The sequence below is a fragment of the Burkholderia sp. Ac-20345 genome (genome assembly GCF_017104825.1).
Classification (GTDB): domain Bacteria; phylum Pseudomonadota; class Gammaproteobacteria; order Burkholderiales; family Burkholderiaceae; genus Burkholderia; species Burkholderia lata_B.
In genome coordinates this window covers 16099-37799 of sequence record NZ_JAAGPO010000096.1, presented here as the reverse complement: position 1 = coordinate 37799, position 21701 = coordinate 16099, and the positions used below count along the sequence as shown (strand labels likewise).

Genomic DNA, 21701 nt, shown 5'->3' with positions numbered 1-21701 from the left:
ATCGGCGAGCTGTCCCGTGCTGTTGATTACCTGGCTGACACTTATGCTGAAACACCCAAGCGCGCGCTGGCTGTATCCGTGCCGTTTCTCGACCTGCTCGGCACCGTGGCGTGCGGATGGCAGACGCGCCGGCATCCGTGTTGCTGTTTCCCGCGCCGCGCGGCGGTGGCGCGATGAACGACATGTTCCTGCTGCTCGTGGTGCGCGACGCGCTGACCTCGATCGGCTTCCACGCGGCGGACATGAGCCCGCGCGTGCTGCGCAATACGTATGCGCGCCGCCAGTTGCTTGCCGGCCATGCGCATGCCGACGTCAGTGCAATGCTCGGTCTCGTCAGTACACGAACGGTCACGCGCATCCGGCAGACGCTGCCGCCCGATGCGGCCGCGGATCGCGCCGCACACGAGCGCTGATCCCGCGCCCGGCGTGTGCCGCGTGAGGTCAGGCGCGCTATTCGCCCGGCTTCGACTGAACCAGCCGCAGAATCCGGGTGTCGTACGGCGATTGCATGACTTCGACAATACGGGCCTCGGAAGCGGCCGGATGCAGCGGATTCAGCAGGAAGTTGTGCGCGTGCGGCACGACAACGCTCGGCACGCGCAGCAGCGCGCTCGGCTGCGTGTGCAGCCACTCGGTGCCGGCGCTGCGGGTCCAGTCGACGTTGGTTCGCCAGTCGTCCGGCGCGTCGCCTTCCGAAATTTCGGCGATATCGACCGAATCGGCCACCTCGACGCGAAGCAACTGGTACCCACTCGGCAATTGCACGACCGTGGCGATTTCGAAATGAACGAGTGTCTCGAGCAGCGCAAGCGCCGGATGCTCGGCGAGATACACGACGGGCTGCCCGGCAAAATGCCAACGCCCGCCGGCACGCAACCCGCCGATGCCTTTCAGGTCGGCGAAATTGCTGATCCGCCACAGCGTTGTCAAGCGAAGTACCCCTCGTCGATCTGCGTGAGCACTTCCTCGACGAGCCGCGCGCCATGCTCGGTGCTCGCCATGTCGAGCGACGTGCGGCCGCCGAAGCGCTGAAGCCCGTTGCGCAGCCACGCCATCGCCTTGTCCTGGTCACCGAACGTGGCCGTCGCCTGCGCGACGATGCGCGCGAGACGGATCGCCTTGTCGGATTCCTCGTGCGACAAGCGTTCGTGCGCCTGGCGGCGATGGCTCAGCGTGCGGCGAGGAATGATGAACGCCAGCTCGTCGGATTTCAGCCCGCGCTCGGACAGCCGGTCGATCACCGAGACATCGACGCGCGCGCTCGCCAGCTCGGCAAGATCGGCCCCCGATCGGACGCGGATCGCCAGCAGCTGTTCGAGAATCGTGAATTCGGCCTGACGCGGATGCGCGACACCCGAAGGATGGAAAGCAATGGTGCTCATGACCTCTCCCGGCAATTTGCCCAATCATTATAGGCGTTTTGCCGAAAACGTGCGGGATGTGGATAACGGGCGCGCCGGTGGCGCTCGTCAGGGCTTCCGCGAAGGCGGGAGCAGGCGGGACCCGCCTGTCTGGAGGCAAGTTTCCGTGGTCGCGAATCGAAGATTCGCCCCGGTGAGGAAGTGCAACCATTCAGTATATAAAGTCATGAAAAGCGTCGGGCGGTTGTCACGTAACAACTTTTTTACTGGCCTCATCCACTCCCATTCCGCTGGCTCGTCCTTCCAGACAAGGTCGAGCAGTTCGATCAGGACGGGCAGGCGTTCATCAAGCGTGGCCCCCGTCACCCGGAACGCTACTCCCGGCGAATCACCGTCCGTCACGACGGAAACGCATCGCCGTGCCCTCGCACCGGATGCGTTCCCATACCGCGCGTTTCTCGTCGTCGTTCATGAACACCCAGTGCGAGACCTCGCCGGCCGTTCGGCCGCACCCCTTGCAGACTTCGTCGAACAGCGTCGAGCACACACCGACACAGGGGCTGTCGGGTACGTCGTGAAGCGTGGAAGTCATTGGAACACTCGTCTTGGTTGAAAATCCGGCAGCGCAATGAATCTCGCCCCATAAACGGGTACCTTTCCACTGACGATGCGGTCTGAGCCGCACCACGCGCCCGCCCCGCTTGCTTCGACGCCGACGCCAACCGCACCTGTGCCGCCGCGATGCCCGCGCCATCAGCCGGATCGGCCTTCGCGCAGTTGTCGATTTGCCGCTGAAGGATGCTCTTCGACACCCCGGCGATCTGACGCGCGGCGTTGTCCAACGGCTTCTGCCGTACCACGTGCGTCGGCGACCGTCGAAAGCGTGCATGCATTAGCGTCTGCATGCCGATTGTCGAGAAGGTTTCCGCCCTCGTGTATCGGCTGCTGTCTTGCGTCACGGCAAACGCGCCGTACGCGCCGGCACCCTTCACATGCATGCGCCGCTCCGGGATCACTGTGCGATCAGCCAGACGTCCTGCAACAGCGCGGGGTCGGCCCTCTGGATGTTGGTGTTGCGCCGACCGTTGCGTTGTTCACGGCGGTCCGCGTTCGATCATGTGATTTCTCATACATGATCGTAGTCCTCAATAATTGATGAGCCACGATTCACGTTCTGCGCACGATCCCCGTTCAGTACCCGCGATCGTGCGCCATACCACGAGCAATCACCCTGCCCACGCGGAAGACCGGATCACGCTGCAGAAATTGCCCGCATGGAAATGCGGATCCTTGTCTGCGAGCACGTCGGCCTTGACGTTGCCGAACGTCGTGTCGGGCTTGTGCTTGATCCCGTCGTAGAACGCCTGAATGATGTCTTCCTTGAAGTGCGGCGTACGCGGATGCGCACGGACGACAGCCTCGCGTTCGACGTCGCTGTATTCCGGGTACGTCAGGCCCAGCACGTCCATCTCGACGCCCGCGGTAACGAGCGCGATCACCGGATGCATGTGCTGCGGGATGCCCGGCGTGGTATGCAACGCGATCGACGTCCACACGACGTCGATATCCTGTTGCGAGATGCCCTTCCCCTTCAGGAAATCGCGGGCGGCGTTGGCGCCGTCCACTTCGAAACGCTCGCATGCGCTGCTGTGCTTGTGCGTGAGCCCCATGTCATGGAACATGCAGCCGCAGTAGAGCAGTTCGGGATCGTATTTGAGCCCGCGCCGCTGGCCCGCGAGCGCCGCGAAATAGAAGACGCGGCTGGAATGATGGAACAGCAACGGAGACGCGGTATCGCGAACGAGCTCGGTGATCTCGCGCGTCAGTTGGCTATCGGGAATGGTGATGCCTGCAACGTTCTCAGTCATGATCGACCTCCATTGGAAACACCCTTGATTCTCCGGAGTCCGATAGCTGTCTTCAATAGACGTGTTACGTCAAATCCTGCCATTTTGCGCGACGGACGGACACGGTGCCCGCACGGCAGGAAGAACGCCGGAAACAGGCTCGGCCGCCGGCCCCATGCACCGCATGGCGCCTCTATACTGCTACCCGTCACGTTCGACACAACACGCTATCGATCATGCCGAAGGTCGTGGGAATTTTCGCCGTTCCGGGCGTTCAACTGCTCGATGTCTCCGCACCGCTCGACGTCTTCGCGCAAGCGAACGCCGAATGCGGGAAGCCGTTCTATACGTTGCGGATCATTGCGAGCGAGTCCGGTCCGATCCGCAGTTCGTCCGGTGCGCAGTTGCTGCCCGACTGGATCGTTCCCGACATTCCGGAGCGCATCGACACGCTGCTGGTCGCCGGCGCGCCGAGCGCCGGCCGGATCGCACTGCGCACCGACGTCCTCGCGTGGCTGCGGTCGGCGGCCGTGCAAAGCAAGCGCTACGGCTCGATCTGCACCGGCGCGTTCATCCTCGCGGCCACCGGCCTGCTGAAAGGGCGTCACCTGACCACGCACTGGGCTGCCGCCGACGCGCTTGCCGAAGCCTATCCGTCGCTCGCCGTCGACGCAGACGCACTGTACGTGCGCGACGGCAAGCTGCGCACCGGCGCCGGTGTCACGGCCGGGCTCGATCTCGCGCTCGCGCTGGTCGAGGAAGATCTCGGCCGCGAGATCGCGCGGCGCGTCGCCGCGCAACTGGTCATGTTCTTCAAGCGCCCTGGCGGGCAACTCCAGTTCAGCCGCAAGGGTGAGGCGCGCCCCGCCGGACGTTCGGTGCTGCAGGAGGTCCAGCGCTGGATCGCGGCGAATCCGGAACTCGAGCATTCGGTGGCGGAGATGGCGAAGCACGCAGGCATGAGCCCGCGCCACTTCGCGCGGCTGTTCCGCACGGAAGTCGGCATGACGCCGGCCGCATGGGTCGAGGCAACCCGCATTTCTGCCGCCCGCCAGCTGCTCGAGAACGGCCACGACACACCGAAACAGGTCGCCGCGAAATGCGGCTTCGCGAATGTCGATACGCTCAGGCGGTCGTTCACCCGGCACGTCGGAATCACGCCCGCCGAATACAGGAAGCGGCAGGCGGTCCTGGCCGAGTGACGCCGCTGTGTGCGCGATACTGCACGAACGATATAAACGGCCTCGCCCAAATACTTCGGAATGCGATTTAACTGATCGTTGTATGGCCTCGGCCGATCGATGACATCGCCCCACTCGAAGCGCCATCCGCAGCCCCTGCCGAGCGCCGGACAGCCCCGCAATCATCAGATGAAATGCCCGCCAGCCCAGATCGTTTACCCAGTTGCAATAATGATTCACTGGAACGCGTATTTCCGACCGGTAACGTGATCGCTACGATGCAATCAACCGCTGAACGCAACAAGCGAAGCGCGAAATCAATGAATCCGGAGGTCATCATGAAGTCGTTCATCTACGCTGTCGTCGCCGCAACCGCCCTGTCCGCCTCGTACGGCGCATTCGCACAATCGAACCAGTCGGGTCAGCTGACGCGTGCCCAGGTGCGCGCGGAACTCGTCCAGCTCGAACAGGCCGGCTACAAGCCCGAAGTCTCCGACCAGTACTACCCGCGTGCGCTGCAGACCGCACAGGCCCGCGTGACGAATGCCGATGAAACCGGCTACGGCGCGCAAGCCGCCGCTGGCGTACGCGCCGGCCGCGCGATCGCGGTCAAGCAGGAAGGCCGCGACTCCGTGTATTTCGGCCAGTAAGCCATACACACGCCCGCGTATTCCGATACGCGCGCGGCAAACGAAACACCCCGCTCCCGTTCATCGGGGCGGGGTGTTTCGTTTCCGGTCGTCCGCTCCGGGAACGGATCGCGCTCCTCGATCGATGCGATCGATGCGATCTTGCTGATCGCGCGCCACGCGGCGCCGTTCACGCCGGCAGCCGGTGTTTGCGCATAGAATGGCCGCGTGGTCGGCGCCGGCCGAAACGAACGCGAGCGGAACCACGACGCCCGGCTTGCCCGATCGTCGCCGCGCCCGCAGGCCGGCCCCGATGCCGCACTCATCGCATTTTTCGAAAAGGAGCGGTTTCATGTCTCAAACATCCGGTTCCATGATCACGTTTCGACGCCCGGACGGCCAGGAACTGCAAGGCTATCTCGCTACGCCGGCAAAGACCGAAGGCGCGCCCGCGGTCGTCGTCATCCAGGAATGGTGGGGGCTGAACGACCAGATCCGCGGCGTCGCGGATCGCCTCGCGCGCTGCGGCTACTTCGCGCTCGTGCCCGACCTGTATCGCGGCAAGTCGACGGTCGAGGAAGAAGAAGCGCATCACCTGATGACTGGCCTCGATTTCGGCGACGCGGCGTCGCAGGACATTCCGGGCGCCGTGACGCATCTGAAGACGCTTGCCTCGCGTGTCGCGGTGACGGGCTACTGCATGGGCGGCGCACTCACGCTGCTGTCGCTGCAGTTCGCCGATGCGGACGCGGGCGTCACGTGGTACGGCTTCCCGCCGCTCGACTACCTCGATCCGGCGAAGCTCAAGGTGCCGCTGATGGGCCACTGGGGCACGCAGGACGCGTTCTTCGCGATCGACCAGGTCGATGCGCTCGAGCAGAAGCTGACCGATGCGAAGGTCAATGTCGAATTCCATCGCTATCTCGCGCATCACGCGTTCGCGAACGAAACGGCCGTCGGCCCCGGCCGCATCGCCGGTACGCAGTTCGATCCGGTGTGGTCGCAAATGGCGTGGGATCGCACGCTGACGTTCTTCGGCCGCACGCTTTGGGAAAAGCAGGGGTAACGTAACGCCGCTTCCAACGCGAGCGGCTACGAAGGCTACGTAAAAAGAAACGCCACGGATTTTCATCCGTGGCGTTTTCGTTTTCGCGTAGGGCAGCCTCCGCGACCAGGGGTAATGGCTTCTTGCCCCTGCCCGTGGTCTTGCTTACCCGTTCGTCACCGCTGCCGACGCAGGCGCCGGAGCAGCCGCCTTGTCGTAATCGACCGGTGCATCCGGTGCGCGCGGCGTCTCGCCGGCCCGCTCGACCCACCCGCCGCCCAGCGAACGGTACAGGTTGACCAGGTTGGTCCAGCGTGCCAGACGTGCGCTGATCAGCGACTGCTGTGCCGAGTACAGGTCGGTCTGCGCGGTCAGCACCGACAGGTAGCTGTCGACGCCGTTCCTGTAACGCAGGTCCGACAGGTCGAAACGTCGCTGCTCCGCGTGCTCGTTGCGCTCCAGCGCCGCGATCTGCTGGTCGTACGTGCCGCGTGCGGCAAGGCCATCCGACACTTCACGGAATGCCGACTGGATCGCCTTCTCGTAGTTCGCGATCTCGATGCGCTTCTGCACATGCGCAAGATCGAGGTTCGCGATGTTCGAGCCGCCCTCGAAGATCGGCAGCGCGATGTTCGGCGCGAACGACCACGCCGCCGTGCCGGCCTTGAACAGGCCGCCGAGCGTCGGGCTCGCCGTGCCGAACGCGGCTGTCAGCGAGATCTTCGGGAAGAACGCCGCGCGCGCCGCACCGATGTTCGCATTCGCGGCCAGCAGCGATTGCTCGGCCTGCATCACGTCGGGGCGACGCGTCAGCAGGTCGGACGGAAGGCCAGCCGGCACGTCCGTCAGCAGGTTCTGCGCGTCGAGCGGCATACCTGCCGGCAGGTCATCCGGCAGCGGCTCGCCGATCAGTTGCACCAGCATGTTGAGCGCCTGTGCGCGTGCCCGTGCCTGCGCCTGCTGGTTCGCAAGCGCCGTCTCGACCACCGTCTGCGCCTGACGCAGCTCGAGCTCGGAGCCCGTGCCGTTGTCGAACTGCAGCTTCGTCAGGTTGTACGAGTCCTGCGCGGACTTCAGCGTGTTCTCCGTGACCTTCAGCAGATCGTCGGTCGACAGCAGCGTCAGGTACTGATCAGCCACCTGCGACACCAGCGAGATCTCCGACGCCTGCCGCGCATACGCGGTCGACAGGTACTGCGCGAGCGCCTGGTCCTTCAGGCTCTGCACGCGGCCGAACAGGTCGAGCTCCCACGACGCGGACAGCCCGACGTTGTAGCTTCGCGTGATCAGCGGCTGCTGCGTCGTCGACACACCGGCCGGGAAACGCTGGATGCTGCCGGTACCGGTGCCGTCGAGCGTCGGGAACAACCCCGCGCGCGTGATCTGGTACTGCGCGCGCGCCGCCTCGATGTTCAGCACCGACACGCGCAGGTCGCGGTTGTTTTTCAGCGCGATCTCGATCAGCCGCTGCAGGCGCGGATCGACGAAGAACTCGCGCCAGCCGATGGCGGTCGCCGCCTGGCCGTTCGCGCTGCGCGCGCCGGCCGCACCCGGCTGCGTCGCATAGACGCCGCCGGCCGGGTACGCCTGCGCGACGGGCGCATCGGGCCGCTTGTAATGCGGCGCCATCGTGCAGCCCGCGGCGAACAACGCGGCAGCCAGGGCGGCCGCGGTTGCAGTCAAAACGTGTTTTTGCATCGTTACTGCCCCTTCGAATCGTGTGCGTCGTCGTGACCGCGCTGCAGGTCGCCCTGCACGAGACGCCATGCGTCATCGACGTTTTCCGTCTCGCCGCTGAAGATCGCGCGAATCCGCACGAAGAACATCGGGATCATGAAAATCGCGAGGAACGTCGCCGTGATCATCCCGCCGATCACGCCCGTGCCGATTGCGTGCTGGCTGGCCGAACCCGCGCCGTTGCTGATCGCAAGCGGCAGCACGCCGAGCATGAATGCGAGCGACGTCATCAGGATCGGACGCAGCCGCAGGCGCGCCGCCTCGATCGCCGCGCGCACCGGCCCCATGTTCTCTTTCGTCTGCAACTCGCGGGCGAACTCGACGATCAGGATCGCGTTCTTCGCGGACAGGCCCACGGTGGTCAGCAGGCCGACCTGGAAGAACACGTCGTTCTCGAGGCCGCGCAGCATCGTCGCGAGCAGCGCGCCGACCACGCCGAGCGGCACGACCATGATCACCGAGAACGGGATCGACCAGCTTTCATACAGCGCCGCGAGACACAGGAACACGACGAGGATCGAGATCGCATACAGGATCGGTGCCTGCGAGCCCGACTGGATTTCCTGGAACGACAAGCCCGTCCACGAGTAGCCGATACCTTCCGGCAGCTTGCTTGCGAGCGCTTCCATTGCGGCCATCGCCTGGCCGGTCGACTTGCCCTCCGCGGCCTGCCCCTGGATCTCGATCGACGACACGCCGTTGTAGCGCTCGAGCTTCGGCGAACCGTAGCTCCAGTGGCCGGTCGAGAACGCGCTGAACGGCACCATGCCGCCCGCACTGTTGCGCACGTACCAGATGTTCATGTCTTCCGGTGTCATCCGGAACGGTGCGTCCGACTGCACGTACACCTTCTTGATCCGGCCGTCCGTATCCAGGAAGTTGTTCACGTACTGCGACGCCCATGCGATCGAGAACGTCTGGTCGATCGCGGCAGCCGTCACGCCGAGCGCATTCGCCTTCTCGCGGTCGATGTCGACCTTGTACTGCGGCGTATCGTTCAGGCCGTTCGGGCGCACGAGCGCCAGCGACGAATCCTTCGCGGCCATCCCGAGCAACTGCCCGCGCGCGGCCATCAGCGCTTCGTGGCCGAGACCCGCGTTGTCCGTCAGCTCGAAGTCGAAGCCGGCGGCCGTCCCGAGCTCGGGAATCGACGGCGGGTTGAACGGGATCACCATCGCTTCCTTGTACTGCGAGTAGTGCGCGAAGGTCCGGCCGATCAGCGCCTGCACCTTCTGGTCCGAACGCTGGCGATGCTCGTACGGTTTCAGCTTCACGAACACGAGACCGGCGTTCTGGCCGCGGCCGGCGAAGCTGAAGCCGTTGACCGTGAACACCGAGTCGACCACATCCTTCTCCGTGGTGGTCAGGTACGTGTTGATGTTGTCGAGCGTCTTGCCGGTCGTTTCCTGCGTGGAGCCGGACGGCGTCTGCACGATCATGAACATGTAGCCCTGGTCTTCATCCGGCAGGAACGACTTCGGCAGGCGCACGAACATCACACCGACCGCGATGAACACGGCCAGGTAGATCACGAGCCAGCGGCCCGAGCGTCGGATCACATGGTTCACGCCGCCCGTATAGCGATCGCGGCTGCGATCGAAGGTCCGGTTGAACCAGCCGAAGAAGCCCTTCTTCTCCTCGTGATGCCCTTGCGGGATCGGCTTGAGGATCGTCGCGCACAGGGCCGGCGTCAGAATCAACGCGACGAGCACCGACAGCACCATCGCCGACACGATCGTCAGCGAGAACTGACGATAGATCGCGCCGACCGAGCCACCCGAGAACGCCACCGGCACGAACACCGCCGACAGCACGAGCGCCACGCCCACGAGTGCGCCGGTGATCTGGCCCATCGCCTTGCGGGTCGCCTCCTTCGGTGACAGCCCCTCTTCCGCCATCACGCGCTCGACGTTCTCCACCACCACGATCGCATCGTCCACCAGCAGGCCGATTGCGAGCACGAGGCCGAACATCGACAGCGTGTTGATCGAGAAGCCGGCGAGGCCCATGATCGCAAACGTGCCGAGCAGCACGACCGGCACCGCGATCGTCGGGATGATCGTCGCCCGCAGGTTCTGCAGGAACAGGTACATCACGAGGAACACGAGCACGATACCTTCGAGCAGCGTCTTGACCACTTCCTCGATCGACAGGCGCACGAACGGCGTCGTGTCGTACGGATAGTGGACGACGAGACCGTGCGGGAAGTACTTCGACAGTTCGTCGATCTTGGCCCGCAGCGCGGTCGCGGTTGCGAGCGCGTTCGCGCCGGTCGCGAGCTGGATGCCGAGGCCGGCCGTCGGCTGCCCCATGTACTTCGTGTCGAACGTGTAGTTTTCCGAACCCAGCGCCGCGCGGCCGACGTCCTTCAGGCGAACCTGCGAACCGTCCTGGTTGACCTTCAGCAGGATGTTGCCGAACTGCTCGGGCGTGCGCAGCAGCGTCGATTCGGTGATCGTCGCCTGCAGCATGGTGCCCGGCTTCGCCGGCGTGCCGCCGATCTGGCCGCCCGCGATCTGCACGTTCTGCTGCGTGATCGCCGCCGACACGTCGGTCGGCGTGAGGCTGTAGTTGGTCAGCTTGATCGGGTCGAGCCAGATGCGCATCGAGAACTGCGAACCGAGCAGCAGCGTCTGGCCGACGCCGTTCACGCGGCTGAGCGGATCGAGCACGTGCGACGCCACGTAGTTCGTCAGGTCCTCCTTCGACATGCTGCCGTCCTCGGAGTTGAACGCGAACCACATCAGCCAGTTGCTGCTCGACTTCGTGACCTGCATGCCGAGCTGCTGCACGACCTGCGGCAGGTTCGGCGTCGCGAGCGACAGCTTGTTCTGCACCTGCACCTGCGCGACGTCCGGATTGGTGCCCGGCGAGAAGGTCAGCGTGATCGTCGCGTTGCCCGAGTCATCGCTGGTCGACGACATGTACAGGAAGTTGTCGAGACCGCTCATCTGCTGCTCGATCACCTGCGTCACCGTGTCTTCCACCGTCTTCGCGGAAGCGCCCGGATAGTTCGCCTGGATCTGGATCGTCGGCGGTGCGATCGTCGGATACTGCGCGATCGGCATCTTGAAGATCGATGCTACGCCGGCCAGCATCAGCACGATCGCGATCACCCACGCAAAGATCGGGCGATCGATAAAGAACTTGGCCATGAAACGGACTCCTTGTTATTGCGCGGCCGACGCAGCGGTCGAACGCGCGGCAGCATTGGCGGCGGTGCTCGCCGGCGCGGCGCCGGACACATTCGCGACGCTTGCCGGTGTGCCGGACGCAGCGTCCGGCGCCGCTGCGAGCTGCGCCGCGACAGTCTTCACGGTCGCACCCGGGCGCACCTTGTCGACGCCCTGCACGATCACGTGATCGCCCGCTTCCAGACCGCCTTCGACGATCCAGTCCTGGCCGTACGTGCCGGCCGTCGTCAACGGACGGGTCTCGACCTTGTTGGCCGCGTTCACGACCAGTGCGATCGCCTGCCCCTTCTGGTCGTGCGAAACGCCGATCTGCGGGACCAGGAACGCGTTCTCGTTCACGCCTTCCTCGATCCGTGCGCGCACGAACATGCCCGGCAGCAGCACGCGGCCCGGGTTCGGGAAGATCGCGCGGATCGTGACCGAGCCGGTGGTCTGGTCGACCGTCACGTCCGAGAACTGCAGCTTGCCCGGCTCCGAATAGGTCTTGCCGTCTTCCAGGATCAGCGACACTTTCGCCGCGCCCGGGCCGCTCGTTTTCAGCTTGCCGCTCTGCACGTCCTGGCGCAGCTTCAGCCCGTCGAGGCTCGACTGCGTGAGGTCGACATACACCGGGTCGAGTTGCTGCACCGTCGACATCAACGTCGCCTGGCTCGCCTGCACGTAGGCGCCCGGCGTCACTTGCGAGATGCCGACGCGGCCCGAAACCGGCGAGACGACATCGGTGTAGCCGAGGTTGATCTGCGCGGTGTCGACCGCCGCCTTGCCGGCCGCGACGTCCGCCGCGGCCTGGCCTTGCGTGGCTACCGCGTTGTCGTAGTCCTGCTTGCTGACCGCGTTTGCAGCCACCAGCACCTTGTAGCGCGCGACCAGCGCGTTCTGCGTGACGAGGTTCGCCTGCGCCCTCGCGAGCGTCGCCTTCGCACTGTTCAACGCGGCGACGTACGGCGCCGTGTCGATCTTGTAGAGGCGCTGGCCGGCCTTCACGTCGGTGCCCTCGGTGAATTCACGGCGCAACACGATGCCGTCGACCCGTGCACGCACCTGCGCAACGAGGAACGCGCTGGTACGGCCCGGCAGTTCGGTGACCGCCGGCACGGCCTGCGGCTGGACGGTGACGACGCCGACTTCCGGCGTTTGCGGCGGCGGTGCCGATTCTTTTTTCCCGCACGCGGCCAGGAAAACGGCAGCCGTTGCAGCAGTGATTAAGCGGTATGGAACCCGTTCGACGCGCATGGAGCGACCTCTCACAAATAGACGACCTTCAATGGGAATCACCAGATCTCCTCGTGACCTGCACGCGCGGCCGGAATGCTGTCGCTTCCCGTGTGCCGCGGATGCGGTCGCGTATGTCGGGCGTGCGTTGCGCCCTGCGGAGCGTTCGTTCGTCGAACTGCTTCCGTGGAAAAGAACCATGAGCCCGCGGCCCTGGCGGGCGGGCATTGCCGAGGCGACCGACCGGGCCGCTAGCTTGCGGGCCGGAACGCGGCGCCCGCGAATTCGATGAATGCCCGTGCAGCGGCCGGCAGATGCGCGGTTTGCGCATGCGCGAGCTTCAGCGTGACGGGCGCGAGCGGGCGGACCGGTGCAATGCGCACCAGCGTGCCGGCCGCCAGATCGGCGTCGGCGAGATACGCGGGCAGCACCGCGGCACCCATGCCGGCCACCGCCAGCCGCCGCGCCATCTCGAGATGGCCGACGCCTGGACTAGCGCCGGGCGCCGCGTCGGGCCGAAACGCAGCCGCATCGTCATCGCCGGACGCCGGCAGATCGAGCCGCACGGCCGTGATGTCGGGCCAGTCGCCCGACGCGGCCGCGCCGCCGTGCGCGTCGACATAAGCCGGCGCCGCGACGCGCACGGATTCGTAGGCGGCCAGCGTGTGCAACGCGTGCGCACCCGTCACCGGCATGCCGTCGGTCAGGAACGCGACATCGATGTCTTCGGATGTCAGGTCGACATGGGCATCGGTCAGCGTCACGGTCGGCCGCACGTCCGGGAACCGGTTCACAAAACGATCGAGCAACACGCTCAACTGGCTGAGCCCGAACGCGACCGGCGCGGCAAGGCGCAACGCGCCTTCCGGCTTGCTGCCCATCGCGACGAAACGGCCGTCGATCTCGTCGATCGCACCGAGAATCCGCTCGACGCGCGCGAGATACAGTTCGCCGATTTCCGTCAGCGACTGGTGGCAGGTGCTGCGTTGAAGCAGGCGTGCGCCAAGGCGCGTCTCGAGCGCATCGACCAGCCGGCTCGCCATCGCCGTCGACACACGAAGCCGCGTCGCCGCCCGGCGAAACCCGCCTTCCCTTGCCACCGTCACGAATGCCCGAATCGATTGAAGTTGGTCCATTTGTCCGGAATCCCCTGCGCGGTCGACTGCCTTGACGCGCCGCTCCGTCGCCGCGTCGCGACCGACATGCAACGGCCCGACCAATGCGGCGGCACCGACGCCGGCTACGCCGGGTCGGTCGGCACGCTCGCGCCAGATGCGCACCGGCATGCAACGGACGCAAGCCGGCCTCGGCTGGCCCGATGCATGAACATTCGAATAGCAGTCCTGAGTCTTTTCCAGTGGTTCTCAGCGGCAACGCCGGCAACTTCCGCCGGCCATGCGGCGGTCATGGCCGCATCACCCGAACGCTCTGGATCACGTTTCTTTCAGCAGGTGCAATGGTATGAAAACCGCCGGGAAATGGCTTGCCCGATCCTGCGATTGTTTTGCCTTAATTTCCGAATTTGTGCGCTGCACACCGCGCAACGACGGGCGACTCGGTCGCCGGCCGTGCAGATCCGGATGATCGGGCTAATTTCCCACAGGTTTAGGCAATCACGTGCGCGCGACTCGCCGTACGATGTGACCGCCGTGCCGGCCCACCTGCCGGGACACCAACAGGGAATCGCAACCGCGCACCTTGCACCGACCACTCCGCCATCCGCTCACGCACTATGGAAATCGACGCCCGAACGCCGCCGCAACAGCGCATCACGCCCGACCACGATCCTCGGTCGCCGGCCCGGTCGCCCACGGCCCGGCTCGCTGCGCTGATCGCTGCCTACGCGCCGCACGACGGAACGTTCGAGCTCCCTTTGTGTGGCCTGCGCATCGCGCGCGCCTCCGCGTCGCCGCCGCACTGGAACCATGGCGTGCACCACGCGTGCCTGAGCATCGTCGGGCAGGGTGCGAAATCGACACAGGTCGGCGACGACACCTACGTGATCGACGAATCGCGGATGCTGGTTGCGACGGCCGACGTGCCCGTCACCGGCCGCGTGACGCGCGCGAGCCCGGCCGAACCGTTCCTTTATGCACAACTGGAACTCGACCCGGCCCGCATCGCCGCACTCACACCGCGCGTGTTTCCGCTGGGACTGCCGAAGGCCGTCGACTGCAGCGCACTCGATACGCACGAAGCACCGCCTGAAATCGTCGACGCCGTCGTGCGGCTGATGCAACTGGTCGCGCAACCCGACGACATCGACCTGCTCGCGCCGCTGATCGTCGACGAAATCCTCATCCGGCTGCTGCGCGGCCCGTCGGGTGCGCGTGTCGCGCAGGTCGGCCTCGCCGATTCGACGACGCAGCGCATCTCGCGCGCGGTCGCCTGGATTCGCGACCACTACCTCGATCCGATGACGGTCGAATCGCTCGCGCGGCAGGTGGACATGAGCCCGTCGACCTTCCATCACCACTTCCGTGCGGTCACGTCGATGAGCCCGTTGCAATGCCAGAAGGTATTGCGGCTGCAGGAGGCGCGCCGCCTGATGTACCTGTCGGCGATGGACGCGCGGCAGGCGTGCCGCAGTGTCGGCTATGTGAGCGCGTCGCAGTTCAGCCGCGAATACGCACGCCTTTTCGGCGATGCGCCCGGCCGCGATGTGCTGAAGCTGCGCGACGAAGCGGTACCGTTATCCCGCGTCGCGCCGTAGGCCGGGACCTCACGCGCGCGGCGCACGCGTGGCAGTGAGTCACGCACACGGGGATGCTGCTTGCAATGAACACGACGACCACGCCCGCGCGTCGACCTGCTCGGCCCGGCGGCCAGCCGTACGTGTGCCCGATTCCGGACGATGTGGCGCTGCCGTTCCGCCGTTGAGCGGGTTGCCTGGCCGACTGCACCGTCACGCGAGCGCGGGCGGTGCGGCCTGGCTGACGTCGACGCGTTTCGGCAGGACGCCGGCCTGGTAGAACACGTCGGCGATGCGCTGCTGATACGCGAGCGTGTCGCGCGTGACGGGCTCGACACCGAAGCGCGCGCGGCGAAACGCGAGCGCCACCGCCGGCTCCGGAATCCCCCACAGCTTCGAGAACTCGGCCGCGCCCTGCGCACGGTTCGCATCGAGCCATCGCTGGACCGCCGTCAGTTCCGACACGGTGGCATCCAGCACGTCGGCATTGTGCTGCGCATACGTGCGCGACGCAAAGTAGTAGCCGCGATTCTCGACGAGACCGGTGCCGTCCGCGACGATGCGCGCGCCGAACGCCTGCTGGACTACCGCGAGGAACGGATCCCAGATGATCCACGCATCGACCGAGCGGTTCTCGAACGCGGCCCGCGCATCGGATGGCGACAGCCAGACCGGCGAGATGTCGGCGTAGTTGAGCTTGGCGGACTGCAGCAGCCGGACCAGCAGGAAGTGCGTGTTCGATCCCTTCACCAGCGCGATGCGCTTGCCGCGCAGGTCCGCAAAGGTCTTGACCGGCGAATCCTTCGCGACTACCAATGCCTCGGCCGCGGGGCCGGCCGGTGTCTGCGCGTAATAGACGAGTGGCGCGCCCGCCGCAAGCGCGAAGATCGGCGGCGCCTCGCCGACATCGCCGAAGTCGATCGATCCCGCGTTCAGCGCCTCGAGCTGCGGCGGTCCTGACGGAAACTCGGTCCACGTGACCGTCACGCCGAGTGTCGCGAGCTTGCTCTGCAGCGTGCCGCGCGCCTTGAGCAGGCTGAGCGGCCCTTTCTGATAGCCGATGCGCAACGTACGCGCGCCGGACGTGCTCGCCAGCGCGAAGCCCGGATGCGCGGCGCCCGCCGCGATCGCCAGGCCGGCATGCAGGAGCCGGCGGCGGGTTGTGGAGTGTTGGTCTGCCATGTCGTATCGGGTTCGATGAAGAAGATGCGGCTTTGCGCATGCATGCGATGAAGCCGGTCGAACCGATTCTATGGGGTTGGCGCCACGCACCGAACCAACGATGTTCGATATCGAAAGCAAGCGCTTTCATAAGGGCACGCCGGTTACGCGGACATCATTGCCCGGGACCGGCTTGCAGATGGATCCGGGATCCGCATCAAATACAGGACTGCATATTATTTGTACGATTGACGCGCGGCCTCGTATTCACGCGTCAACGGTGCGACCTCAGGACTTGCAGGAAGCGTGCAGCGCAGCCTCGTCGGCGGCCAGCATTTCGGGCACGCACTCGCGCAGGAAATCGACGAACGTGCGGATCTTCGCATCGAGATACTGGCGCGACGGATACAGCGTGTAGACCGTCAGCTTCTGCAGCCGGTAGTCGGGCAGCACGCGCACCAGCGCGCCGCTCGCGAGCGCAGGGAGTGCGGACGACATCGGCAGCGAGCCGATCCCGAGACCGGCGCGCAGTGCAACGCCGAGCGCATCGGCGATGTTCACCTGGAAATCGGGCAACGGCAGGTCGAATGTCTCGGGGCCGTCGGGGCCGTCGAGATGCCAGCGATCGCGCGGGAACACGGGCGTGAGCATCTGCAGGCACGCATGGCCTTCGAGTTCGCGTGCGGTGCGCGGCGTACCGCGCTCCTTCAGGTAAGCGGGCGACGCGCACAGCACGCTGTGCACCTCGCCGAGCCGCTGCGACACGAGCCCCGAATCGGGCAGCTCCGTCGCGCTCAACTGCAGCGACACGTCGTAGCCTTCGTCGATGATGTCGGGCACGTGCTGCGACAGCGTCAGCTCGACCGCGACCGATGGATAGCGCTGCCGGTAGCGCACGACCGCGGGCACCACGTAGGCCTGGCCGAAGCTCGTCGTCGCATGGACATGCAACCGTCCGGACGGCTTCGCCTGTGCGTCGGCCGCCTCGGCTTCCGCTTCTTCGATATAGCCGAGGACGCGCTGGCAGCGGTCGAGATAGCGCTGCCCGGCGTCGGTCAGCGCAATGCGGCGCGTGCTGCGGTTGAGCAGGCGCGTGCGCAGATGCGTTTCGAGCTGCGCGACCGACCGCGATGCGTAGGCCGTCGTGATGTCCAGGCGCTGGGCCGCGCTCGTGAAGCTGCCCTCCTCCGCGACCCGGACGAAAATGCGCATCATCTGTAACGTGTCCATCGACCTGTCCCCGGGATTGAGATCACGTCGCGCCATCGTGCGGCCATGGTGCCGGCGACCCCGGCGCAGGCCGGTCTGGCGCGAATTGTGCGGAACAGTACAGCAGCAGTGCAGACGTGTCCAGTTCGCCGTACGCGGCGTGATCCGGACGCCGAATCGTGTCGCCGAGCCGCCGTACGCGCGGCGTACGGACCGGGCGCATACGCGACCGGACGCGCCAGCGCGCGAACGACACCGGATCGGCAAAAACTACCCGGCGACCACGATGCCGCCCGACGATTCACGTCATATATGACGTATCAGGCCGCGGCGGCCACATCGAACGGATTGCTCGACACGATCGTGTCGTCGCGCTCCGCACCGGTCGTGATCATCGATACCGGTGTGCCCGCGACCGCTTCGATGCGCGAAATGAAATCCTGCGCGGCGCGCGGCAGCGCCGCACGTTCGCGTATCCCCTTCACGGTGCCGCGCCAGCCGTCGAACCGCTCGTACACGGGTTTCGCGCGCGCCTGCGCATCGAGGCTTGCCGGCAGATGATCGACCCGCGCGCCGTCGAGTTCGTAGCCGACGCACAGCTCGATCGACTCGAAACCGTCGAGCACGTCGAGCTTGGTGAGCGCCAGCGAATCGATGCCCGAGATCCTGACCGCCTGACGCAACTGCGCGGCATCGAGCCATCCACAGCGGCGCGGCCGGCTGGTATTCACGCCGAACTCCTGCCCGCGTGCGCGCAGCGTTTCGCCGGTCGCGTCGGACAGCTCGGTCAGGAACGGGCCGCCGCCGACCCGCGTCGCATACGCCTTGGTGACGCCCAGCACGTGGCCGAGCTTCGACGCGCCGAGCCCCGTACCGGCCGCCGCCGCCGATGCAACGGTGCCGGACGACGTGACGAACGGGTACGTGCCCCAGTCGATGTCGAGCATCACGGCTTGAGACCCTTCGAACAGGATGCGTTCGCCACGGTCAGTCGCGTCGTTGAGATCGGCCCAGACAGGGCGCACGAACGGCAGGATCTGCGGCGCGAGGTCGACCAGTGTCGCCAGCATCGTGTCGCGGGAATACTCGTCGAGCCCCAGGCCGCGGAACCACGCGTTGTGGTGGTCGACGAGCACATCCAGTTTGGCGGCAAGCTGGCCCGGTTCCGCGAGATCGCCGACGCGCAGCCCGCGACGCCCGACCTTGTCCTCGTAGGCCGGCCCGATCCCGCGCAGCGTGGTGCCGATGGGCTCGCGGCGCAGACGCTCCTGCGCCTGGTCGATCGCGCGGTGGATCGGCAGTACCAGCGTCGCGTTCTCGGCGATCGACAGGTTGTCCGGCGTCACCGACAGCCCGAGCTCGGCCATCCGCCCGATTTCCGCGAGCAGCGCTTCCGGATCGAGCGCCACGCCGTTGCCGATCACGCCGCGCTTGCCGCGCACGACGCCGCTCGGCAGCAGCGCGAGCTTGTACGTCTTGCCGCCGACGACCAGCGTATGACCCGCGTTGTGGCCGCCGTTGTAGCGTGCAACGAGATCGGCCTGTGCCGCCAGCCAGTCCACGACGCGCCCCTTACCTTCGTCGCCCCATTGGGCGCCCACGACCACCACGTTCGGCATGCTCCGCACTCCATGTGAGAAATTCAGACAATCGTTCGGCCAAGCTGGCCGTTTGTGTGCCATATTGGCTGAGCTGGAGCACCCGATCAAACGATTAAACCTGAACTGTCGTGTGAGTAAATATCACGCGAAACGATGCAATGGCCCGACGACTCCCTCCGTTGAATTCGCTGCGTGCGTTCGAAGCCGCCGCGCGCCTCGGCAGCTTCACGCTGGCCGCCGACGAACTGTGCGTGACGCACGGCGCGATCAGCCGGCATGTGCAGCAACTGGAGGCGTGGCTCGGGCGGCCGCTGTTCGAACGCCATAACCGGCGGGTCGAGCTGACCGACCCGGGCCGTGCGTATCTCGCCGAGGTCGGGGCATCGTTCGACCGGATCGCGCTCGCCACCGCGCAGCATTTCGGCCATGCACAGCAGCGCGTGCTGCGCGTCAGCGCGCCCGCGACGTTTTCGTTGCGCTGGCTGGTGCCGAAGCTGTCGTCGTTCCAGGTTGCCCACCCGGCCATCGAGGTGCGGCTGTCGACGTCGAACGAGCCGATCGAAAAGCTGCGCGACAAGGTCGACCTGATCGTTCGCGGCGGCCCGCAGGCCATCGACGGCTACGTTGCCGAGGAATTCCTGTCCGAAGTCCGGCTACCGGTGTGTGCGCCGAAGCTGCTGGAGGGACGGCCGTTGCACACGCCCGCCGATCTCGCCGGCTTCACGCTGCTGCACGCGGCCACCTATCCCGGCATGTGGCCCGAATGGCTTGCGGCAGCCGGACAGCCGAATCTCGTGCCGCGCCACTCGCTCACGCTCGAACATTTCTACCTGACGTTGCAAGGCGCGCTCGACGGGCTCGGCGTCGCGATGGGGCCGATCGCACTCGTCGCGGATGACATCGCCGAAGGTCGGCTCGTGCAGCCGTTCAGCGAACCGGCGCTGCCGCCGTGGCGCTACTTCACGTACGTGGCCTCCGCACGCGCGAACGACGACGCGGTGCGTGCGTTCAAGGACTGGCTGAAGGTGACGGGAACCGCGGCTGCGCCGCTCGGGCGGAGCTGACTGCATCGGTGTGCGGGTCGCGCGCGCCAATACATAGAGGAATCCGAATCAAATAACGCAAGCGTACGGATTGAGTTTGTCTTCATCGATACCGGAAATGCTGCGTTCGATGTGCGCCGCGGGACCGCGGCGCACGCGGCAAGCCACGGATCGAACCGCGGCTTGCCGCCGGACGGCGCTTACTGACTGGCGCCGGCGGCTTTTTTCTCCGCGTTCTGCAGGTTCTGCGGATAGTTCGGATCATTGGCCGCCGGCTTGTAACCGGCGTCTTCGAGTTTCTTCAGTTCGGCGTTGTTCTTCGCACGCGCAGCCTTGTGCTCTGCCTTGCGTTGGGCCCTGGCCGCCTTGCGTGCCTGGCTCTTCGCTGCCTTGGCGTCCTGTGCAGCGGGCGCGCTGGCCTCGGTCTGCGCAAACGCGGGAACTGCCGAGCCGAACAGGAACGCGGCTGCGGTAGCAGCCAACGTGAGTTTTCTGATCTGGATTCGCATTGCTGAACTCGCTTTTCTGGTTTATCACGGATTGAAAGACCATCGAGATACCGCCCCTGTCCCGATCGGTTGTCATGCCGCGTTCGGGACCTGTGCATCATAACCGCGCCGCGAAAAATGTGGCGTCAACGTGGCGGCGGAATTGGGGATACACGTATGGGAGAAAACTTGGATGCAGCCCGACTGTCATCGGCAGGACCGGAACTGTGTGTCGCGTGTCGGCTGGCGGATCGCTCTGTGGCGACGACAGGAAAAGGTCTGTGCCCCCGCGCTTCAGTGACGACGATGCGTCATGTCCGCGCGGTGCGGCGCGATGTGAGTTACCCATGACTGTTTCATGGGTGGCGTTACCGGCAGGCTCACGCTTGATGTGACCTGACCGTCATCAGACCAATCACGATCACAGCAGCAGCAGTCGAACTGTGTGTCGCGTTGCCAGTCGACGCGGTTCAAGCGACGGTTCCTCCCATAAACGACCACGATTCGGTTTCATGGCGATCGCGGCGGGCGCAATTGCATCGCCCCCGCGCGCAGCGTTCGATGCAACAACCAATCGCTGGACTGTGATGCCCAGCGTGACCCGGGCCGCTAAAACTCGTCGCCGCGTAGTCCTGTGGTCCGTATGACGAAAGGCGTGGACGAGTTGCGTCCGGTGAAGACATCGGCTGGAATCGCTTCACGACTACGCCGACGGTACCGCACCGATGCCGCCACACGCTCGTGGTGAGCCAGGCACATACGGTCGTGATGTCGCGGCAACGCTTGTGAGCCGTCCAACTCTGCTCAGGTGCGCATCGCACAACGTTCGCGAACCACAGGCTTTTCATTCCGCGGCTTTGGCCGTCCGGTATCCAGGTGGATGCCGCTGCCCACACAGCATGCCGATACCTGTGGCCTCGCCTGGTCGGTGAGCCTTTACGGGATTCGGAAGTGTCGGAAGGTGAGAATGTTCGGGATCGTCACTCGAATCCGGTTGCGGTGAGCTTCGTGATCCCCCGCATCTTCACGTTGGTACGTGATGTGCGCCAGATCGCCTCAGGAGCTGGCCACGTGTGCAGAGGGTGCCGGCAACCCAATTGGTCTGCGGGAAGCCGTTCTCGAACCTCTGATTGCGACCCGGGGGCACAGCATTGATCTTCGGTTGGTGGCGCCAAAGGTAGAAATTTGGAAGCCTCCTGGGCGGCCGTGCGAGTCGCGTCGATTTTCTCGGTGCACAGCCCACAGGCTAAATTTGCCGAGAGGCGCGAGAAGACAATCGAAAAAACTTGTCCACGGACAGG

20 protein-coding genes and 2 pseudogenes are annotated in these 21701 nt (G+C 65.6%); 7 read left to right on the top strand and 15 right to left on the bottom strand.

The features are described 5' to 3' along the window. Positions 1-177 (top strand): acyl-CoA dehydrogenase C-terminal domain-containing protein, encoded by a 177-nt coding sequence (locus G3O06_RS50055; RefSeq protein ID WP_346779561.1) that lies wholly within the window; start codon positions 1-3, stop codon positions 175-177. Further along, positions 141-413: pseudogene (locus G3O06_RS28635) on the top strand (site-specific integrase); the annotation flags it as partial. The gene G3O06_RS50055 and the pseudogene G3O06_RS28635, both read left to right, overlap by 37 nt. A gap of 37 nt (positions 414-450) precedes the next feature. On the opposite strand, the gene G3O06_RS28630 reads toward G3O06_RS28635, so the two are convergent. From G3O06_RS28630 to G3O06_RS28610, 5 genes and pseudogenes are all read right to left on the bottom strand, one after another. Then, entirely contained in the window at positions 451-930 is a 480-nt protein-coding gene (locus G3O06_RS28630) for an RES family NAD+ phosphorylase (protein ID WP_205818255.1), read from the bottom strand. Beyond that, a complete protein-coding gene (locus G3O06_RS28625) occupies positions 927-1382 on the bottom strand; it encodes an antitoxin Xre/MbcA/ParS toxin-binding domain-containing protein (RefSeq protein WP_174973792.1) in 456 nt (151 codons plus the stop codon). Before G3O06_RS28625 ends, G3O06_RS28630 begins: the two co-directional genes overlap by 4 nt. Positions 1383-1749: 367 nt before the next feature. After that, positions 1750-1953: a DUF1289 domain-containing protein gene (locus G3O06_RS28620; protein WP_205818254.1), complete on the bottom strand. Its 204-nt coding sequence runs from the start codon at positions 1951-1953 to the stop codon at positions 1750-1752. 283 nt (positions 1954-2236) lie between these two features. Then, positions 2237-2412, bottom strand: a pseudogene (locus G3O06_RS28615) (catalase); the annotation flags it as partial. A gap of 175 nt (positions 2413-2587) precedes the next feature. Continuing rightward, the gene (locus tag G3O06_RS28610) at positions 2588-3229 is read right to left on the bottom strand and encodes an HD domain-containing protein (protein ID WP_011349307.1); all 642 of its coding nucleotides are present in this window, start codon (positions 3227-3229) and stop codon (positions 2588-2590) included. A gap of 215 nt (positions 3230-3444) precedes the next feature. Here G3O06_RS28610 and G3O06_RS28605 point away from each other — a divergent pair, with 215 nt between their 5' ends. Further along, positions 3445-4410: a GlxA family transcriptional regulator gene (locus tag G3O06_RS28605; protein WP_205818253.1), complete on the top strand. Its 966-nt coding sequence runs from the start codon at positions 3445-3447 to the stop codon at positions 4408-4410. A 67-nt stretch (positions 4411-4477) separates the two neighbouring features. Here the strand turns inward: G3O06_RS28605 and G3O06_RS28600 are convergent, their stop codons facing one another. After that, positions 4478-4741 carry a hypothetical protein gene (locus G3O06_RS28600; protein ID WP_174981448.1) on the bottom strand — a complete coding sequence of 88 codons (264 nt, stop codon included), beginning with the start codon at positions 4739-4741 and terminating at the stop codon, positions 4478-4480. On the opposite strand from G3O06_RS28600, the gene G3O06_RS28595 reads away from it, so the two are divergent. Continuing rightward, positions 4728-5039, top strand: coding sequence for a DUF4148 domain-containing protein (locus tag G3O06_RS28595; RefSeq protein ID WP_241020291.1), 312 nt, complete (start codon positions 4728-4730; stop codon positions 5037-5039). The two genes, G3O06_RS28600 and G3O06_RS28595, sit on opposite strands and share 14 nt — an antisense overlap. 60 nt (positions 5040-5099) lie before the next feature. Here the strand turns inward: G3O06_RS28595 and G3O06_RS28590 are convergent, their stop codons facing one another. Further along, positions 5100-5372, bottom strand: a complete 273-nt coding sequence (locus G3O06_RS28590) for a hypothetical protein (RefSeq protein ID WP_205818251.1) — start codon at positions 5370-5372, stop codon at positions 5100-5102. On the opposite strand from G3O06_RS28590, the gene G3O06_RS28585 reads away from it, so the two are divergent. Next, positions 5371-6084, top strand: coding sequence for a dienelactone hydrolase family protein (locus tag G3O06_RS28585; RefSeq protein WP_205818250.1), 714 nt, complete (start codon positions 5371-5373; stop codon positions 6082-6084). The genes G3O06_RS28590 and G3O06_RS28585 overlap by 2 nt on opposite strands. 144 nt (positions 6085-6228) lie before the next feature. Here G3O06_RS28585 and G3O06_RS28580 read toward each other — a convergent pair whose 3' ends face one another. The 4 genes from G3O06_RS28580 to G3O06_RS28565 all read right to left on the bottom strand — a co-directional run bounded on the left by G3O06_RS28580 (position 6229) and on the right by G3O06_RS28565 (position 13342). Further along, positions 6229-7761 carry an efflux transporter outer membrane subunit gene (locus G3O06_RS28580; protein WP_205818249.1) on the bottom strand — a complete coding sequence of 511 codons (1533 nt, stop codon included), beginning with the start codon at positions 7759-7761 and terminating at the stop codon, positions 6229-6231. 2 nt (positions 7762-7763) lie between these two features. After that, on the bottom strand, positions 7764-10955 hold the full coding sequence (locus G3O06_RS28575; RefSeq protein WP_205818248.1) for an efflux RND transporter permease subunit: 3192 nt from the start codon (positions 10953-10955) through the stop codon (positions 7764-7766). Positions 10956-10970: 15 nt separating this feature from the next. Continuing rightward, positions 10971-12227 carry an efflux RND transporter periplasmic adaptor subunit gene (locus tag G3O06_RS28570; RefSeq protein WP_205818247.1) on the bottom strand — a complete coding sequence of 419 codons (1257 nt, stop codon included), beginning with the start codon at positions 12225-12227 and terminating at the stop codon, positions 10971-10973. 230 nt (positions 12228-12457) lie between these two features. Beyond that, positions 12458-13342 (bottom strand): LysR family transcriptional regulator, encoded by an 885-nt coding sequence (locus tag G3O06_RS28565; protein ID WP_175000843.1) that lies wholly within the window; start codon positions 13340-13342, stop codon positions 12458-12460. 596 nt (positions 13343-13938) lie between these two features. On the opposite strand from G3O06_RS28565, the gene G3O06_RS28560 reads away from it, so the two are divergent. Further along, positions 13939-14919 (top strand): AraC family transcriptional regulator, encoded by a 981-nt coding sequence (locus G3O06_RS28560; RefSeq protein WP_174973814.1) that lies wholly within the window; start codon positions 13939-13941, stop codon positions 14917-14919. A 192-nt stretch (positions 14920-15111) separates the two neighbouring features. Here G3O06_RS28560 and G3O06_RS28555 read toward each other — a convergent pair whose 3' ends face one another. From G3O06_RS28555 to G3O06_RS28545, 3 genes are all read right to left on the bottom strand, one after another. Then, positions 15112-16080: an aliphatic sulfonate ABC transporter substrate-binding protein gene (locus G3O06_RS28555; RefSeq protein ID WP_205818246.1), complete on the bottom strand. Its 969-nt coding sequence runs from the start codon at positions 16078-16080 to the stop codon at positions 15112-15114. A gap of 267 nt (positions 16081-16347) precedes the next feature. Continuing rightward, the gene (locus tag G3O06_RS28550) at positions 16348-17289 is read right to left on the bottom strand and encodes a LysR family transcriptional regulator (protein ID WP_174973831.1); all 942 of its coding nucleotides are present in this window, start codon (positions 17287-17289) and stop codon (positions 16348-16350) included. A 299-nt stretch (positions 17290-17588) separates the two neighbouring features. After that, on the bottom strand, positions 17589-18887 hold the full coding sequence (locus G3O06_RS28545) for an adenylosuccinate synthase (protein WP_205818245.1): 1299 nt from the start codon (positions 18885-18887) through the stop codon (positions 17589-17591). Between the two features lie 140 nt (positions 18888-19027). Here G3O06_RS28545 and gcvA point away from each other — a divergent pair, with 140 nt between their 5' ends. After that, positions 19028-19933 (top strand): transcriptional regulator GcvA, encoded by a 906-nt coding sequence (gcvA, locus tag G3O06_RS28540; protein WP_205818244.1) that lies wholly within the window; start codon positions 19028-19030, stop codon positions 19931-19933. Positions 19934-20112: 179 nt separating this feature from the next. Here the strand turns inward: gcvA and G3O06_RS28535 are convergent, their stop codons facing one another. Next, positions 20113-20421, bottom strand: coding sequence for a DUF4148 domain-containing protein (locus tag G3O06_RS28535; protein WP_174973837.1), 309 nt, complete (start codon positions 20419-20421; stop codon positions 20113-20115). Between the last annotated feature and the right edge of the window lie 1280 nt (positions 20422-21701).

Excerpts from the sequence above, each read along its gene's own strand:
- G3O06_RS28590 (WP_205818251.1), bottom strand. The coding sequence starts at position 5,372 with ATGAAACCGCTCCTTTTCGAAAAATGCGATGAGTGCGGCATCGGGGCC.
- G3O06_RS28570 (WP_205818247.1), bottom strand. The coding sequence starts at position 12,227 with ATGCGCGTCGAACGGGTTCCATACCGCTTAATCACTGCTGCAACGGCT.
- G3O06_RS28545 (WP_205818245.1), bottom strand. The coding sequence starts at position 18,887 with ATGCCGAACGTGGTGGTCGTGGGCGCCCAATGGGGCGACGAAGGTAAG.
- G3O06_RS28585 (WP_205818250.1), top strand. The coding sequence starts at position 5,371 with ATGTCTCAAACATCCGGTTCCATGATCACGTTTCGACGCCCGGACGGC.
- G3O06_RS28625 (WP_174973792.1), bottom strand. The coding sequence starts at position 1,382 with ATGAGCACCATTGCTTTCCATCCTTCGGGTGTCGCGCATCCGCGTCAG.
- G3O06_RS28620 (WP_205818254.1), bottom strand. The coding sequence starts at position 1,953 with ATGACTTCCACGCTTCACGACGTACCCGACAGCCCCTGTGTCGGTGTG.
- G3O06_RS28565 (WP_175000843.1), bottom strand. The coding sequence starts at position 13,342 with ATGGACCAACTTCAATCGATTCGGGCATTCGTGACGGTGGCAAGGGAA.
- G3O06_RS28560 (WP_174973814.1), top strand. The coding sequence starts at position 13,939 with ATGGAAATCGACGCCCGAACGCCGCCGCAACAGCGCATCACGCCCGAC.
- G3O06_RS28535 (WP_174973837.1), bottom strand. The coding sequence starts at position 20,421 with ATGCGAATCCAGATCAGAAAACTCACGTTGGCTGCTACCGCAGCCGCG.
- G3O06_RS28600 (WP_174981448.1), bottom strand. The coding sequence starts at position 4,741 with ATGAACGACTTCATGATGACCTCCGGATTCATTGATTTCGCGCTTCGC.
- G3O06_RS28595 (WP_241020291.1), top strand. The coding sequence starts at position 4,728 with ATGAAGTCGTTCATCTACGCTGTCGTCGCCGCAACCGCCCTGTCCGCC.
- G3O06_RS28550 (WP_174973831.1), bottom strand. The coding sequence starts at position 17,289 with ATGGACACGTTACAGATGATGCGCATTTTCGTCCGGGTCGCGGAGGAG.
- G3O06_RS28610 (WP_011349307.1), bottom strand. The coding sequence starts at position 3,229 with ATGACTGAGAACGTTGCAGGCATCACCATTCCCGATAGCCAACTGACG.
- gcvA (WP_205818244.1), top strand. The coding sequence starts at position 19,028 with ATGGCCCGACGACTCCCTCCGTTGAATTCGCTGCGTGCGTTCGAAGCC.
- G3O06_RS28605 (WP_205818253.1), top strand. The coding sequence starts at position 3,445 with ATGCCGAAGGTCGTGGGAATTTTCGCCGTTCCGGGCGTTCAACTGCTC.
- G3O06_RS28575 (WP_205818248.1), bottom strand. The coding sequence starts at position 10,955 with ATGGCCAAGTTCTTTATCGATCGCCCGATCTTTGCGTGGGTGATCGCG.
- G3O06_RS28580 (WP_205818249.1), bottom strand. The coding sequence starts at position 7,761 with ATGCAAAAACACGTTTTGACTGCAACCGCGGCCGCCCTGGCTGCCGCG.
- G3O06_RS28555 (WP_205818246.1), bottom strand. The coding sequence starts at position 16,080 with ATGGCAGACCAACACTCCACAACCCGCCGCCGGCTCCTGCATGCCGGC.